Source organism: Streptomyces arenae (genome assembly GCF_022343545.1).
GTDB lineage: Bacteria > Actinomycetota > Actinomycetes > Streptomycetales > Streptomycetaceae > Streptomyces > Streptomyces humi.
The window spans coordinates 109,099-122,873 of sequence record NZ_JAKQYH010000052.1 but is presented as its reverse complement, the minus strand read 5'-3'; the positions used below and the strand labels follow the sequence as shown (position 1 = coordinate 122,873).

General features: G+C 69.8%; 15 protein-coding genes and 1 pseudogene. 8 read left to right on the top strand and 8 right to left on the bottom strand.

Going from position 1 to position 13,775, the window contains the following annotated elements; genetic code table 11:
* Positions 1 to 2 precede the first annotated feature (2 nt).
* From MB828_RS23030 to MB828_RS23020, 3 genes are all read left to right on the top strand, one after another.
* Positions 3 to 869, top strand: a complete 867-nt coding sequence (locus MB828_RS23030; protein WP_301649870.1) for a sigma factor — start codon at positions 3 to 5, stop codon at positions 867 to 869.
* A gap of 362 nt (positions 870 to 1,231) precedes the next feature.
* Complete coding sequence (locus tag MB828_RS23025) at positions 1,232 to 1,783, top strand: hypothetical protein (RefSeq protein WP_301649869.1); 552 nt, start codon at positions 1,232 to 1,234, stop codon at positions 1,781 to 1,783.
* Positions 1,784 to 2,585: 802 nt separating this feature from the next.
* The gene (locus MB828_RS23020; RefSeq protein WP_301649868.1) at positions 2,586 to 2,939 is read left to right on the top strand and encodes an antibiotic biosynthesis monooxygenase family protein; all 354 of its coding nucleotides are present in this window, start codon (positions 2,586 to 2,588) and stop codon (positions 2,937 to 2,939) included.
* A gap of 389 nt (positions 2,940 to 3,328) precedes the next feature.
* Here MB828_RS23020 and MB828_RS23015 read toward each other — a convergent pair whose 3' ends face one another.
* Both MB828_RS23015 and MB828_RS23010 read right to left on the bottom strand, forming a co-directional pair.
* On the bottom strand, positions 3,329 to 3,478 hold the full coding sequence (locus tag MB828_RS23015; protein ID WP_301649867.1) for a hypothetical protein: 150 nt from the start codon (positions 3,476 to 3,478) through the stop codon (positions 3,329 to 3,331).
* Positions 3,479 to 3,532: 54 nt separating this feature from the next.
* Positions 3,533 to 4,945, bottom strand: a complete 1,413-nt coding sequence (locus MB828_RS23010) for a DHA2 family efflux MFS transporter permease subunit (RefSeq protein WP_301649866.1) — start codon at positions 4,943 to 4,945, stop codon at positions 3,533 to 3,535.
* 164 nt (positions 4,946 to 5,109) lie between these two features.
* Between MB828_RS23010 and MB828_RS23005 the strand changes: the two genes are divergently transcribed.
* The 3 genes from MB828_RS23005 (at position 5,110) to MB828_RS22995 (ending at position 7,688) form a co-directional block, all read left to right on the top strand.
* Positions 5,110 to 5,586 (top strand): winged helix-turn-helix transcriptional regulator, encoded by a 477-nt coding sequence (locus tag MB828_RS23005; RefSeq protein ID WP_301649865.1) that lies wholly within the window; start codon positions 5,110 to 5,112, stop codon positions 5,584 to 5,586.
* A gap of 169 nt (positions 5,587 to 5,755) precedes the next feature.
* A complete protein-coding gene (locus tag MB828_RS23000) occupies positions 5,756 to 6,730 on the top strand; it encodes a DMT family transporter (protein WP_301649864.1) in 975 nt (324 codons plus the stop codon).
* A gap of 10 nt (positions 6,731 to 6,740) precedes the next feature.
* Positions 6,741 to 7,688 carry a LysR family transcriptional regulator gene (locus tag MB828_RS22995; RefSeq protein WP_301649863.1) on the top strand — a complete coding sequence of 316 codons (948 nt, stop codon included), beginning with the start codon at positions 6,741 to 6,743 and terminating at the stop codon, positions 7,686 to 7,688.
* A 146-nt stretch (positions 7,689 to 7,834) separates the two neighbouring features.
* On the opposite strand, the gene MB828_RS22990 is transcribed toward MB828_RS22995, so the two are convergent.
* Positions 7,835 to 8,035 carry a hypothetical protein gene (locus MB828_RS22990; RefSeq protein ID WP_301649862.1) on the bottom strand — a complete coding sequence of 67 codons (201 nt, stop codon included), beginning with the start codon at positions 8,033 to 8,035 and terminating at the stop codon, positions 7,835 to 7,837.
* Positions 8,036 to 8,144: 109 nt separating this feature from the next.
* Positions 8,145 to 9,188 carry a saccharopine dehydrogenase family protein gene (locus tag MB828_RS22985; RefSeq protein ID WP_301649861.1) on the bottom strand — a complete coding sequence of 348 codons (1,044 nt, stop codon included), beginning with the start codon at positions 9,186 to 9,188 and terminating at the stop codon, positions 8,145 to 8,147.
* 129 nt (positions 9,189 to 9,317) lie between these two features.
* Here MB828_RS22985 and MB828_RS22980 point away from each other — a divergent pair, with 129 nt between their 5' ends.
* Complete coding sequence (locus tag MB828_RS22980) at positions 9,318 to 10,253, top strand: helix-turn-helix domain-containing protein (protein ID WP_301649860.1); 936 nt, start codon at positions 9,318 to 9,320, stop codon at positions 10,251 to 10,253.
* A 171-nt stretch (positions 10,254 to 10,424) separates the two neighbouring features.
* On the opposite strand, the gene MB828_RS22975 is transcribed toward MB828_RS22980, so the two are convergent.
* The 3 genes from MB828_RS22975 to MB828_RS22965 form a co-directional block, all read right to left on the bottom strand.
* On the bottom strand, positions 10,425 to 11,009 hold the full coding sequence (locus tag MB828_RS22975) for a TerD family protein (protein ID WP_301649859.1): 585 nt from the start codon (positions 11,007 to 11,009) through the stop codon (positions 10,425 to 10,427).
* A gap of 43 nt (positions 11,010 to 11,052) precedes the next feature.
* On the bottom strand, positions 11,053 to 11,433 hold the full coding sequence (locus MB828_RS22970) for a hypothetical protein (protein WP_301649858.1): 381 nt from the start codon (positions 11,431 to 11,433) through the stop codon (positions 11,053 to 11,055).
* Positions 11,434 to 11,651: 218 nt separating this feature from the next.
* Positions 11,652 to 12,227: a TerD family protein gene (locus MB828_RS22965; RefSeq protein WP_301649857.1), complete on the bottom strand. Its 576-nt coding sequence runs from the start codon at positions 12,225 to 12,227 to the stop codon at positions 11,652 to 11,654.
* A gap of 156 nt (positions 12,228 to 12,383) precedes the next feature.
* On the opposite strand from MB828_RS22965, the pseudogene MB828_RS46675 reads away from it, so the two are divergent.
* A pseudogene (locus tag MB828_RS46675) lies at positions 12,384 to 12,704 on the top strand (BlaI/MecI/CopY family transcriptional regulator); the annotation flags it as partial.
* Here the strand turns inward: MB828_RS46675 and MB828_RS22955 are convergent.
* Entirely contained in the window at positions 12,697 to 13,695 is a 999-nt protein-coding gene (locus MB828_RS22955) for an LLM class flavin-dependent oxidoreductase (RefSeq protein ID WP_343236186.1), read from the bottom strand. The pseudogene MB828_RS46675 and the gene MB828_RS22955 sit on opposite strands and share 8 nt — an antisense overlap.
* Positions 13,696 to 13,775 lie beyond the last annotated feature (80 nt).

Genomic DNA, 13,775 nt, shown 5'->3' with positions numbered 1-13,775 from the left:
GGGTGGACCGGGTACAGGACGACGAGACGGTGCCGATCGCGGAGCTGCTCGACGAGCGACGCCGACTGCTCAACGTGGCCTACTGGATGCTGGGCCGGAGCCAGGACGCCGACGACGTCGTGGCGGAGGCCTACCGGCGCTGGTACGGCCTGTCCGACGACCACAGGAAGCGCATCGCCGAACCCCGGTCCTGGCTGGTGACGACCGTCGGCGGCATCTGTCTGGAGCGCTTGGCGCCGACCTGGCGGCCGCACCCGGGCCCGGTCGGCGCGGCGCCCCCTCATGACCTGGACGAAGAGGTGAGCCAGGCCCTTCTCGATGCGCTGAACACGCTGTCACCGACCGAGCGGGCCGCATTCGTCCTCAACGACGTGTTCGGGATGGCTCCGGGGACGGTCGCCGCCATCGTCGGACAGACGGAACAGGAATGCGGCGAACTCGCCGCCCGGGCCCGGCACAGCCTTGGGACCAGGTGGGCACACCCCACGACACCACAGCAGCACGACCGTGTGGTGCGAGCGGTCCGACAGGCATGCGTGGCGGAGAACCCTGCCCGCCTGACGTCCCTCCTGGCACCGGACGCCACGGTGTTCTTCGACGGAGGCGGCAAGGTCAGAACCCTGACCCGGCCCGTCCACGGCGCACGGCGCGTCACCCACAGCCTGCTGGCCCTGCTGGCTGGCCGGCCCCGCACCACACTGCACTGCCAGTCCGTCAACGGCCGCACTGGAATAGTGGTGCGCTACGGCGACGAGGTCGCCGCGGTCATCAGCCTGGACGTCGCGGGCGACCGCGTCGTGCAGATCTGGGCGGTCCTCAACCCTGACAAGCTCCGCCACTGGAACCGGGCCGCCGCGCAGGAGGAATGAGGACGACGCGTGAGCCGGGACTTCGATTCGCATGCCGCCGGTGTCTCACTGGCCGCGGAAGCGGCCGTGGTCAAGGCGCGGATCCGCATCCGTCAACAAGCTCTTGACGACGTCGGCACCACGACCTGACCGGTCCGCACCGTGTCCGCACCGCTGAGATGCCACTCACGAAAGGGTGGAAGGGCAGTGGTAGTCACCTGGCTCGACGAGACCACGCATCACCATCTTGCTTCTTCCGGGTCCAAACCTCGTACGCTGTGACATACGATGCACCGACACACATCTCCCCGGGCCCGAGCCGAGCGGCACCGCAGCTGACTTCAGCGAGGCGCGGCACGGAGGGTTGAGGATGAGAGGAAGACATGGTCTCGGCAACTCGCGCAGCGCATGAGATTGAGGTCACTGCGGAGAGCCTCCAGGAGGACCTCGCCCGCCTGGAGATTCAGAAGCAGGCACTGGAGAGGGAACTGGCCGCCGTGGCCGCCCACCTCGACTCCGTCCAGCGCGCCCTGAGCGCCCTGACGGTCCTCATGGCCGAGCCGTCCGGCCGCCGAGCAGCCGAGCAGCCCGAACAGGCGAAGGCCGCCACTCCGGTCGTCGCGCCCGCCACCCGCACGGCGCGAAAGCAGTCCGCGCGGCGACAGGCGGAGCCCGCGCAGAAGGAGAAGCCGGCGGCCTCCTCGCATGCGGGGGCCGAAGAATCGCGCAACTACGGCGCGCTCACCGAACAGATCATGGAGTACTTCGCAGGCGTCGGTGACGCGGAGGTCCGCGCGCGCGACGTGGCCGCGGCGCTAGGCCGCGACACCGACTCCGGGAGCATCAATGCGGTGCGCAGCACGCTCGACCGTCTGGTCGGCACCTCCCGCGTACGCCGGGCCGGCCGCGGTCTCTACCGCGCCCAGAAGTCCTGACCGGAGCCCTCTCGGCTCCGTGCGCTGAAAGTCACAAAGATGCCTCGGACACCTGCCCGCGGGGGATCGAACAGGCGCCCGAGGCACGCACCCGTTGACGGACGGTCCGCGGGTGGGCGAGCGCTCCCATGCCGGTGACAAGCGTGTCACACGGTGTCGGAGTCACTGTGAAGAGTGTATAGCAATCCACATCGTCTTTGGATCCGACGCCCCGCCCCCAGACGCACTCCTCCCAGGATGTCTGGGATCACGCCAGGCCCTTCGCCTCCACGACGACCCCTCTTCACTGAACTTTCCGGCAACTCGCCTTTCTGAACGGGCCGTTACTCCCTATCCAGACAGCCCTGCCACAACACACGTGTGACGGAAACCTTTACCCTTTCCGTGATCACTGCAACAAACATGGCCCTATAGTCGTCCGCGCATCGCCGTGAGCGCGCTGGTCGCGCGCTCCCTGCTCACCCTGCCCGGCCACGCACTCGCCGACGTCCCGAGCAGCGGAGCGGTGGTCGCCGGAGGCAAGAAGATGTCCACCGTCAGTACAACCACTGTGTCGCCCTGGTCTACGCGAAGGACGTCACCGCGACCACGGCAGTCCACCACTGGGAAGAAGGACGGCAACCGGCCCTGCCGTCACGGTGGTTGATCGACCCCAAGAGGGCTCTCACGCGAAGTGCCGGGGCACCCCGCAGGAGGGCCCTCACCTCCCTCACCTTGCTTGTCCCGCCCTCATCGGCTCAAGCGCTCACTTCGGCACCCGCCGAGCGGTCACAGACGCGAGGCTTCGTCGGTCAACAGGGGCATGAGCCATTCCCTCGCGTCGAAGACCAGCACCGACGAGCCTGTCACCGTCATCAAGAGCTACACCGTGCCGACGGACGAAGCCGACCACTTCACCGTCGTGTACCAGGAGAACGCCCGGATCATGGCGGCCCAGCCCGGCTTCCTCCGCTCCCGCCTGCACCGGCCCCTCATCGAAGGTCCGGAGACCCGGTTCGTCCATATCGCGGAGTGGACGTCGGGGACCGCGCTCGACAAGGCCACCGACAACCCCGAGTGGCATGCCTCGCTGCAGCGCATGTTCGACGACCCCGACCTGCACATCACCTCAGAACCGGCGAGCTACCGCGTCGTCGTCGAACTCGACCCCTCCTGACAACGTGTAACTCGGCACCCTGGCCCCGAGAGTGCTTCCGTCATCTGCCGAGTGCCGGCGTCGTCCTGGGCGTCGGCCCACCACTGGCTTCGTTCACGAGATGTGATTGGGCTTCCTGGGAGCATTCCAGGCGTCCCAGAGAATCCTTGCCTCATGTGAACGGAGCGTCCTGAAGGTGGTACCGATCAGGGAACCCGGCGATCCTGAGGTTCTGGAACGGACCGAGGTCGAGGACCCGCTGCCCGCGGCCGTGACCGGGCGGGCCGAGCCAGTCTGAGCGGTGTTCGGTCAGTGCGGCGGGGCTCCGCGCCCGTGGTCAGTGCCTGCCGCCGCCGGCGCCGTGCCCTCGCTGGATCGCGGCAGCGGAAGTGGTCCGACCGTGTGGCCGGTCATCGGGCCGCCGTCCGGGTCACGGTCCGCAGGGCGAGCAGCCATGCGGTATCGGGGGCGGTCCCGGCCGCGAGGGTGGCGCTCACCAGGGCCAGCAGCGTGCACAGCGCCCCCCGGCTTTGGGTCTCGTGGTGGCGCGTGGCAGACATGGCGAGCGGTCGGTCTCGTGCCGCGTCGCCGCCGTTGAGGTGGCTGGCGCCGCGTCAGTGCGCCTCGATCGGCGCCGCCTGTGCACCGGTCGGGCCGGTTGCTGCCTGTGGCCCTGCCTGTTCGCGGGCGCTTCGGGTCAGCCGCATTCCGATCAGGGTGCAGAGCAGGCCGAGAGCTGCGGCCAGCAGCCAGGCGGCGCGGAAGTGCTGGCGCTGGGTTGGGCCGACCTGCGCGCCGAGGATGGCGACCAGGACGGCGACGCCCACGGTGGCGGACATCTGGCGTACGGAATTGACCAGGGCGGATCCGGTGGCGGAGCGGTGCGGGGGCAGGGAGCTGACGCCTGCGGCCATCAGGGTGCCGAGCGTGAGTCCCACGCCCACGCCGCTGAGGATCTGACTGGGCAGCAGATCGACCCAGTAGTCGGGGGTGAGGGAGGCGAAGCAGGCCCGCCACATCATCGCCGCGGCGAACAGCAGGCCGCCCACGGTGATCAGCGGCCCGTGGCCGAGGCGCTGCGCGGCACGCGCGGTGAGCAGCGTGACGACCGGGACCAGGGCCGGCCCGGGCACCATGGCGACGCCGGTGCGCAGCGCGCTCCAGTGCCAGACCTCCTGGCACCACAGCACGTTGGACAGGAGCATGATGGCGAAGGCCACGCCGAAGACGAAGGTCCCGATGTTCGCGGTGCCGAATCGGGGCAGCCTCAGCAGGTGGAGCTCGAACAAGGGGTGGCTGTGGCGCAGTGAGCGGATGGTGAAGGCGGCCGCGGTGACCAGCGCGACCGCGAACAGCCCAACTGTCCTGGCGTTCAGCCATCCCCAGTCCGGGGCTTGCACGAGGGCTCCGGAGAGGGCTGCCACAGCGACGGTGACGAGCAGCGCGCCGAGCATGTCGGGCAGGCGGCCCTCTTCCCGGCGGGTCGTACGGGGCAGGACGCGAAGGCCGGCCACGACGGTGGCGATGCCGATGGGTACGTTGATCACGAACACCCAGCGCCAGTCGACCTGGACCAGCAGGCCGCCGGCGACGGGGCCCGCGGCGGCGGCGAGGCCGCCGACCGCGGCCCAGTTGCGGGTGGCGCGCGTACGGTTCTCGGCCGGGACGGTCGCCAGCAGAAGGGCGAGCGAGGTGGGCAGTTGGGCTGCGGCCCCCACCGCTTGCAGGGCCCGTGCCGCCACGAGCGTCCCCAGGTCGGGGGCCAGGGCACAGGCGAGCGAGGCGAGGGTGAAGAGGGACACCCCGGCGAGGAACACCGGCCGCTGTCCTATCCGGTCGCCAGTACGGCCCGCGACCACCAGGAGGGCCGCCAAGGCGATGGCGTAGGCGTTGAGCACCCAGGACAGCGAGTTGAGCGTCGCGCTCTGCCCGTGCGGCGCCGCGAAGGCTGCCCCCATGGCGGGCAGCGCCACATTGACGATCCACAGATCCAGGTTCGTCATGAAGACCGCGAGCAGGATCACCACCGAGGCAACGTGCTGCTTTGAAAACCAAACCTTCCATGTCATGGGACCAGAGAAGCATGGTGCGGTTTGATATTCAAACCATCTCTACCGCGGGAAGGCGGGAGTCGAGCAGGGCTGGCGCCTGAAGCTTTGAAATTCAAAGCGCATGAGGGATACTGGTCAGGGTGACGACACAGCGCATCGATCCCGGAGAAGTACCCGGGCGGCCTTGTTCGATCGCCGCCGCCCTGCAGGTGGTGGGCGATCGATGGGCCTTGCTCGCCATCCGCGAGGTCGCGTTCGGCAATCACCGTTTCCGTCAGATCGCCAGGAACACCGGCGCCCCGACCGACCGCCTGTCCGCTCGCCTGAAGGGGCTGGTCGCGGCCGGCGTCATGGAGCGACGCCCGCTGCCCGACGAACCTCGCCACGAGGGCTACTACCTCACTGAAGCGGGTGGCGACCTGGCCGGCACCTTGCGTGAACTGCTCCGCTGGGGAGATCGCTGGATCGCGACGTCTCCCCCGATGCGGCTGCACCACCACGACCACCAGTTCACCCAGCGCGCCATGTGCGAACACTGCGGCGAAACGGCAGAGCCGGGAGACGTCCACCTCGAAGTGACCGCGGACGGGTGGACGCTGGAAGGCCCGGTGGAGTAGGGCGGGCCTTTTGGAGACCCAATGGACCGGGCGCAAGCGTTTGTACAGGTCAGCGCCATGCGTAAGGGAAAGTGTACGGTTCGCCAATTTATACTAAATGGATCTTTTGCCTGTCAGGCGTCACGTTGAAGGGGTGAAGACACGAGCTGCGTCCCCCCAGTTTCTTGCTTTGGCCGGCACCGTCGTGCTGTGGGCCTGCGCCTTCCCTGCCATCCGCGTAGGCGTGGACGGGCTCGGCGTGGCCGCGCTGTCCTTCCTGCGGCTCGCGGTCGCCGCCGTGGCGCTGCTGGCCATGTCCCCGTTCGCGGGCGTACGCCTGCCCCGCCGGCGGGATCTCCCGCTGATCGCGTTGTGCGGCTTGACCGGTATGGCCGCCTACCAGGTCCTTCTCAACTGGGGAGAGGTGCACGTCGCCGCCGGCACGGCCAGCCTCCTGATCGCGGTCGCACCTGCCTTCAGCGTGCTCTTGGCCAGTGCGTTCCTGTCCGAGCCCGTCACCCGGAGCGTCGTCGTCGGGAGTCTGATCGCCATCGCGGGCACCGCGGTCGTCACCTTGGCCAAGGGATTCTCCGGCTTCAGCGCGGCCTCGCTGGTGGTGCTGGCCGCGGCCGTCGTCCAGGGCGTGTACCACTTCGCCAGCAAGCCGCTGCTGAAGCATTACAGCGGGCTGGAGGTGGCCACCTATGCGATGGCCGCGGGGACCGTCTTCGCCCTGCCCCTCGCTCCCGAGGCCGCGAGAGCAACGGTCGGCGCCCCGGTAGGCGCCCTGTGGTCGGCGGTTTTCCTGGGACTGCTGCCTTCCGCGCTCGGGTTCGTCATCTGGGGGTACGCGGTCGCTCGCCTGCCCATGGCGGCTTCCACCGCGGCCCTGTACCTGGTCCCGCCTGTGGCCTTGGTGGTCTCCTTCGTCTGGCTGGGCGAGAAACCTCTTCCTCTCGAACTGGCGGGAGGAGCGATCAGCGTGGCCGGCGTCGTCCTGATCAACCACCGCACGGCCAGAAAGGCCGGGCCGGCGGCGCAAGCATCGGGACCGCCCGCGGCCGACTCCATCCCTGTCGGCGCGATCCTCGATACGGCACGCGGCACGAGCAGTCCTGCGAACCGTGAGCCGGTCGACGCTCACACAACACGGCGACGCCACTGAAGAGGTCTCCATGCTTGATGTACGACGGCTGCGCATGCTGCAGCACCTGGCCGCATACGGGACGATCGCCGCCACGGCCGACGCGCTGCACCTGACCGGCCCGGCTGTGTCGCAGCAACTGGCTGTCCTGGAGCGCGAGGCCGGCGTGCCGGTGGTCGAAAAGCGTGGACGGAGGCTGTGCCTGACCCCTGCCGGTGAACTCCTCGTCGCGCACGCCGAGGTGATCCTCGGCGATCTCGCCGCCGCGGAGTCAGATCTGGCTGCCCTGCGGGGCGGGCATCACGGCGTGCTGCGCGTGGCAGCCTTCGCCTCCGTCGCACGCACCCTGCTGCCCCGCGTGTACCAGTCGCTCGCCCGGCCCGTGGATGAGACAGCGCCCAGGCTCACGCTCCGGCTCGACGAGCAGGAACCCGACCAGGCGCTGGAGGCACTGCAAAAGCACCGGGCCGACGTGGTCGTGGCTCACAGCTACACGGTGCTGCCCCGGAACTTCCCGCAGAACAGTCGCCAGGACGTTCTCATGGAAGATCCTGTGCTCCTGTGCCTGCACCCGGACCGAGCCCGCGGTCTCGGACTCTCCCCCGGGCAGCCGGCGGACCTCGCCCGGCTCACGGACGCCCCGTGGCTCACCCCCAGTCCTGAGGTTTCCTGTTACGAGATGATCCAGCGGACCTGCGGCACGGCGGGATTCGTCCCCGACATCCGGGTCCGCAGCAGCGACTTCTCGGTGCTGGTGGCCCTCGTCGCCGCGGACGCGGGCGTCGCCCTGGCTCCCCGTCTGGCCATCCCCGAATCTCACGACGGGGTCAGCCTGCATCCCCTGCTCGCGCCGGTCACCCGCACCGTCTGCACCGTCGTCCGCTCCGGCAGTGCCCGAAATCCTGACGTGCATCTGTTCCGTTCGCTTCTCGAACAGGCAGTTGCCCAGCACGAACCCACCCAGCGGGACCAGATCTGACAGCGTGCCCGAGAACAGGCGCGGTTGGACGGCTTGACCGAGGGGGCTCAACTGGGGGTGGATCGTCGTGCCTCAGGAATCGGCCCGGGAGCACGGAGCGTCGAGTTGCCCGGGCTTCTGGCCCTGGAGAACGCGGCAGCGGCTGCCTACTGGTAGCAGGGAGGCCCGCACCGCACGGTGACCGTGCCGCTGTCGCCGGCCGCTGTGGAGGGGTGGTGATGGGCGGTGGCCGTGGGGGTCTTGCTGGTCTCCCAGGGCATGGGGGCGGCCATGGCCTGGGGAGCGAGGGCGGTAAAGACCGCGGTGCTCATGAACACGGCGGCTGTCGCGCGCTTGCGCAGACGCACAGGGACTCCTTGATCGAGGGTCGGACGGGCGGCACGCCATCGAACGTGGACGCCCACATCGTTACAGCTTGCTGAGGGCACGCGGCCGACGGCTGCGCGGTGGCTCGGTTCAGGCGTGCTGTTTCTGCGGGTGGAGGTCGAGTGTGATGTGCGGGTCGAGCGCGCGCAGGAAGTCGGGGGCGTCGAAGACCTCACCGGCGGATACGACGCCGACAGTCTTGGTGCGGCCGGTGAGGACCCGCGCGAGGGCCTCGGTGACGAGGGGCGCGGTGACGGCGTAGATGTCCTGGCCGCCGGCCGTGGCCCGGCGTTCGGCTCCGCCGGAGCGGACGACGACGTCGACGAGGAAGGTCTGGTTCGAACGCCCGCGCTCGTCGACGGCGGTCGGGGGCGGCGTGTGAGGGGCGGCGACGTCCCGGGCCGCCTCCGCGGTCATGTAGGTGATCACATCGGGGATGGAAAGGTGCTGGGGGACGGTGACGACGTCCGCCATCGTGAACTCCCCGATCACCGGCCGAGAACCCATCGGCTCTGGAAACGCCCACTCCAGGGTGGGCGCGGCATCGGTGCGGCGCTCCCACTGTCCACCGGTGTAGCGCAGGCGGTGGCCGCCGCGCCGCTCGCGGGAGACCGCACCCGACAGCCGGGTACCGACGGTGGGGCGCCAGTCGCTGAGCGCGTAGGCGATGTGTGCTTCGTCGGCCTCGGCCCAGTCGCCCATCGCAGCGGTGACCAGCAGGTCGCCGAGGCCGCCGAAGAAGGCCATGGCCGGAACGATCACCGCTTCCGCGTCCCTGGCCCGCTCGCGGTAGTGGGCGAAGGTGTCGAGATTGGCCTCAAGCTCGGCGGCCACGTCCAGGTAGGGGATCCTCGCGCGGAGCGCGGCCTCGATCACCGGGCCGGCGGTCGAGGCGAAGGGGCCGGCGCAGTTGATGACCGCCGCCGTTCCCGCCAGGGCCCGGTCCAGCGAGGCCGGATCGTCGACCGACGCCACCCGGGCCTCCAGCCCGTGCCCGCCGGCCAGTTCCTGCAAGGTCCGCGCGTTGCGTCCGGAGACCACCGGGACGAACCCGCGCGCCGCCAGCTCCGCGACCACGAACCGCCCGGTGTGACCGTAGGCGCCGACCACCGCAACCATCTGACCTGCCCCCATGAGACCGCTCCCGTGTACTCGGACACCCGCTGCGAAAGTCGATCCGCCACGGCCTGACCGCCACATCCTGTCCCTCCGCCGACACCCCGCATGAGTGTCGGAAACGACATGCCACGTACAGTTTCGGACATGCCCGCTGTCGCGCTGGCCGTCACCGACGGCATGCTCCACTACGAACTGTCCGTGGCCCTCGAGATCTTCGGCTCCGACCTGACCCATGTCGTGGACCCCTGGTACGACTTCTCCCTCTGCGGGAGCGGCCCGGTGCGCATCGGCCGATTCCACCTGGAACCCGACCACGGACTCAGCCACCTCGCCCACGCGGACACGGTGATCGTCCCCGGCTGGGCCGACACCGACCGCGACCCGCCCGTCGAACTGGTCGAGGCGGTGCGTGCGGCCCACGCCGCCGGCGCCCGCGTGGCCTCACTGTGCACGGGCGCCTTCGTCCTGGGCGCGGCAGGACTGCTCGACGGCAGGCGCGCCACCACGCACTGGGCCCACACCCGGGAACTGGCCCGGCGTCACCCCTCGGCCACCATCGACCCGGACGTCCTCTACGTCGACAACGGAGACGTCCTCACCTCCGCGGGCAAGGCCGCCGCCATGGACCTGTGCCTGCATCTGGCCCGCCTCGACCACGGTTCAGCCAACGCCAACAAGATCGCCCGCCGCCTGGTCGTCCCACCCCACCGCGACGGCGGCCAGGCCCAGTTCATCTCCACCCCGGTACCCGCCCCAGGCAACCACCCCCTGGATGAGCTCTTTCCCTGGGCACTGGAGCGGCTGAACCAGCCGCTGACCGTGGAGGACCTGGCCCGCCAGGCCCGCATGAGCTCACGCCACCTCGGCCGCCACTTCAAGCACCTCACCGGCACCACGCCGCTGCAATGGCTCCACACCCAGCGCATCCGCCACGCCCAGGAACTGCTGGAGACCACCGACGCCACCGTGGACACCATCGCCGCGGCCACCGGCATGGGCACCGCCACCACCCTGCGCCGCCACTTCCATCGCAGCGTCGGCGTCCCACCCGACACCTACCGCCGCACCTTCCGCCCCTGAAGCGTTCGTTGCTCAGCGTGGACAACCGAGTGCCACCCACGCTGAGCCCCCATCACGGGGCTACCGCAACCGATCGCTGGCGAATGTCGTCACCAGGTGACAGAGCTTCAACGCCTCGCCGTCGACGGCCGGTCGGCTCTCGTCACGACTGATCCGGGCTGGGCACCCCGGTCACAGGTGACCGGCGATGGTGGGCAACAGGTCCTGGAAGGTCCGGCCGGCCGCGGGTTCACCGATGGCCTTCAACTGCCACCCCCCGCCTGCCCGGTAGAGCTTCGCCATGATCTGTGCGGTGTGCGCTCCGCCGCCGCTGAGGGTGTAGCGGGCGAGTTCCTGTCCGGTGGTCTCGTCCACCAAGCGGCAGAACGCGTTCTGCACCTCGGCGAAGGTCTGCCCGGTGAACGAGTTGACCGTGAAGACGATCTGGTCGACGTGCGGCGGGACCCGGCCGAGGTCGACGAGGATCACCTCGTCGTCCGCTCCGGCCCCCGCACCGCCGGTGAGGTTGTCGCCGAGATGCCGCACCGAGCCGTCGTCGCTGACCAGATGCTGGAAGAAGACCACGTCGGCCGGCTGTCCGCCTGCGAACAGCACAGCCGACGCGTCGAGGTCGATCTCCCGGGCACCGGCCAGCTTGGCCAGGAATCCCTTGCGCTGGGCGGCCTGCCAGCCCAGCCCCATACGGACGGCACTCAGCGAGGTACCGTCCGACTTGCTCAGACTGATCTGCTGGCCCTTGGTCAGATTGACCGACATACGTCCTCGTCTCTCATTCGTTCGCTGGATCACTCGCGGTCCGTCACGGGGTCAGAACATCAGGCAGACGGCGGCGCAGGTAGGGCAGCACGCCCCGATCAAGAAGGACCTGACGCCATCTCTCCCGCGCCTGTAGCGGGTCGGGACCCTGCCGCCCTCCGCCTCGTGACGCCACCCACAGCAGCGCGCCCACGCCCGCAGCGCCTGTCACCGCCGCGGCCGCCGCGAGCACCCAGCCGGCCCGTATGACCGAGGCCGCGAACTCCGTGACCGCACCGGCGAGCCGGAGTCCGTATCCCACGAGCAGCAGTACCACCCCCGCGCCGGCGGACAACAGGGGCGTGAGCACGGCGAGCAGCGGCCCGACCGTGCCGTCACCGCTGCCCGGCTGCCCGTACGGCACGGAGCGGGCGGCAAGGTACACACGGTATTCCTCGGCGGCGACGGCCGAGATCTCGTCCTGCGCGGCCAGCGCCCAGTCCCTCAGCAGCCCGGCCGCCCTGCCGCTCGGATCGGCGAGCAGCGCCGACCGGACGTCAGCCGTGGCCAGGGCCAGCCGGACCGCCTCCTCGAAGTCCGCCCGGTCCTCCGGCCGAAGACCGGGTGTGCCGCTCCCACGGATTCCTGGGGTACGTCGTCGGCTCAGACGCTGACTCCGAAGTCGGCAGCGATGCCGGCCAGGCCGGTGGCGTACCCCTGGCCGACGGCACGGAACTTCCACTCCGCGCCGCTGCGGTACAACTCGCCGAAGACCATCGCGGTCTCGGTGGAGGCGTCCTCGGACAGGTCGTAACGGGCGAGTTCGGCACCGCCGGCCTGGTTCACCACCCTGATGAAGGCGTTGCGGACCTGCCCGAAGCTCTGTCCCCGGGCATCGGCGTCATGGATCGACACCGGGAAGACGATCCGGTCGACGTCGGCGGGCACGGTGGCGAGGCTCACCTTGATGCTCTCGTCGTCGCCCTCGCCCTCACCGGTGAGGTTGTCGCCGGTGTGCTCCACCGAACCGTCCGGGCTCGTGAGGTTGTTGTAGAAGACGAAGTGCTGGTCGGAGACGACCTTGCCCGAGGCGTTCAGCAGCAGCGCGGAAGCGTCCAGGTCGAAGTCGGCGCCGGTGGTGGTCCGTACGTCCCAGCCCAGCCCCACGAGCACAGCGCTCAGACCCGGAGCCTCCTTGCTCAGCGACACGTTGCCGCCTTTGGACAGGGAAACGCCCATCTTCATCCCTCCACAACACCGTCGGTTCGGGCCCGTGTCACGGACCCCGAACTGAAATCTACAACACTGTAGAAGTTTGCGGTGGGGGACGCGTGCACCGCTTTGCAGGATGTGACGCTCCCCGGCACGAGAGGCCGGACAGGAGGGAGACGTCACGTGGCGGAGCCGCATCCGCGCGGCCGGCGCCGGGCACAGGGCGCACTGGAGACGCAGGTGCTCCCGGCGCTGCACCAGGCCGAGGGGCCGGTGACGGCGACCCGGGTGCAGGACCGGCTGCCCGCCGACCTCGCCTACACCACCGTGATGACGGTGCCGGCCCGCCTGCTGACGAAGAACGCCGTCACCCGCAAGCGCGAGGGCCGGTTGTTCGTATGGATACCGTCCCCCGGTGAAGCCGGTCTCGCCGCGCTGAAGACGCGCCGGGTCCTGGACGGCGAGCAGGACCGCCGGGCGGTGCTGGCCGGCTTCATCACTTCGTGCCGGCTGGGCCGGACTCACCGGAGCCTTCCGGGGTGGAGTGATCAGCTGCCCCCTGGACGGCGGGGATCAGGTCTGCGAGCCGTGCGAGTTGGTCGCGCTGGGAGTGGAGGTCCAGGGCGGCGAGGCGGGCGACGATGTGCTGGGCACCGGCGGCGGCGTACCGTCCCAGGTGTTCAAGCACTTGGTCCGCGGAGCCGGTGACAACGGCCTGGATCTTTTCCAGCTCCTCCAGCGGCATTCCGTATGTGGCCCGCGCGTAGTCGTCCAGTACCCGACGGCCGCTCTCGATGTCGTCGTCGATCCGTACCGAGACGAACAGTGCGGGGATGATGTTCTCAGCCGCACGTCCGGCGTCGGCCGCCGCCTTGTGGACGTTGCGGAGGCCGGATGCGTAGTCGGCGGGGTCGGGCGGGTAGGGCAGCCATCCGTCGTACAGTCGGCCGGTGCGGGCCAGCGCCGCGGGTGTCGCGCCGCCCAGCCAGACAGGTGGGCCGCCGGCTCGGAACGGCCTTGTCGTGGGCGGGATGTCGTCGAACCGGAGGAGCTCGCCGTGGAAGGCGTCGGCGCCGTCCCACAGAGCCCGCCACAGCGCGACCGTCTCGTCCAGGCGGGCGAAGCGCCGTTCCCACGGCAGCTCGGACAGTGTGTAGAGGGGCCGCCCGAATCGGCCGGGGAAGCCGGCGCCGACGGTCACGGTGAGCCGGCCGCCGGACAGCAGGTCGATCGACGCGAGCGACTGCGCGGCCTGGATCGGCCGACGCAGGAACGGCAAGAGTGCAGCTGTGCCCAGCGTCACGGCCTCGGTCACCGGGGCGAGGGCTGCCAGCATCGTGAGCGCCTCGATGCGCGGGCTGATCAGGGAATCGTTGACGAAGAGCGAGGAGAAGCCCGAGCGTTCGGCGTACCGGCCGAAGGCAATGAGCTCGCTAGGGTCGTCGGCAGCGCCCCACTGGGCGGTTCCGGTCGGAAGCAGTACACCGATGTCCATGCCGGCAATGTTCACGACCGGTACGAGTGGCGACAATTCCCTGTGGGGAATGGCCTGGACCGTCCGCCGCCGCTACAACA

What these genes read in the sequence shown, in the direction of transcription:
- MB828_RS22985 (WP_301649861.1), bottom strand. Translation starts at nt 9,188, where the DNA reads ATGGGGGCAGGTCAGATGGTTGCGGTGGTCGGCGCCTACGGTCACACC.
- MB828_RS22975 (WP_301649859.1), bottom strand. Translation starts at nt 11,009, where the DNA reads ATGTCGGTCAATCTGACCAAGGGCCAGCAGATCAGTCTGAGCAAGTCG.
- MB828_RS23015 (WP_301649867.1), bottom strand. Translation starts at nt 3,478, where the DNA reads ATGTCTGCCACGCGCCACCACGAGACCCAAAGCCGGGGGGCGCTGTGC.
- MB828_RS22980 (WP_301649860.1), top strand. Translation starts at nt 9,318, where the DNA reads ATGCCCGCTGTCGCGCTGGCCGTCACCGACGGCATGCTCCACTACGAA.
- MB828_RS22995 (WP_301649863.1), top strand. Translation starts at nt 6,741, where the DNA reads ATGCTTGATGTACGACGGCTGCGCATGCTGCAGCACCTGGCCGCATAC.
- MB828_RS23025 (WP_301649869.1), top strand. Translation starts at nt 1,232, where the DNA reads ATGGTCTCGGCAACTCGCGCAGCGCATGAGATTGAGGTCACTGCGGAG.
- MB828_RS22965 (WP_301649857.1), bottom strand. Translation starts at nt 12,227, where the DNA reads ATGGGCGTTTCCCTGTCCAAAGGCGGCAACGTGTCGCTGAGCAAGGAG.
- MB828_RS22955 (WP_343236186.1), bottom strand. Translation starts at nt 13,695, where the DNA reads ATGGACATCGGTGTACTGCTTCCGACCGGAACCGCCCAGTGGGGCGCT.
- MB828_RS23020 (WP_301649868.1), top strand. Translation starts at nt 2,586, where the DNA reads ATGAGCCATTCCCTCGCGTCGAAGACCAGCACCGACGAGCCTGTCACC.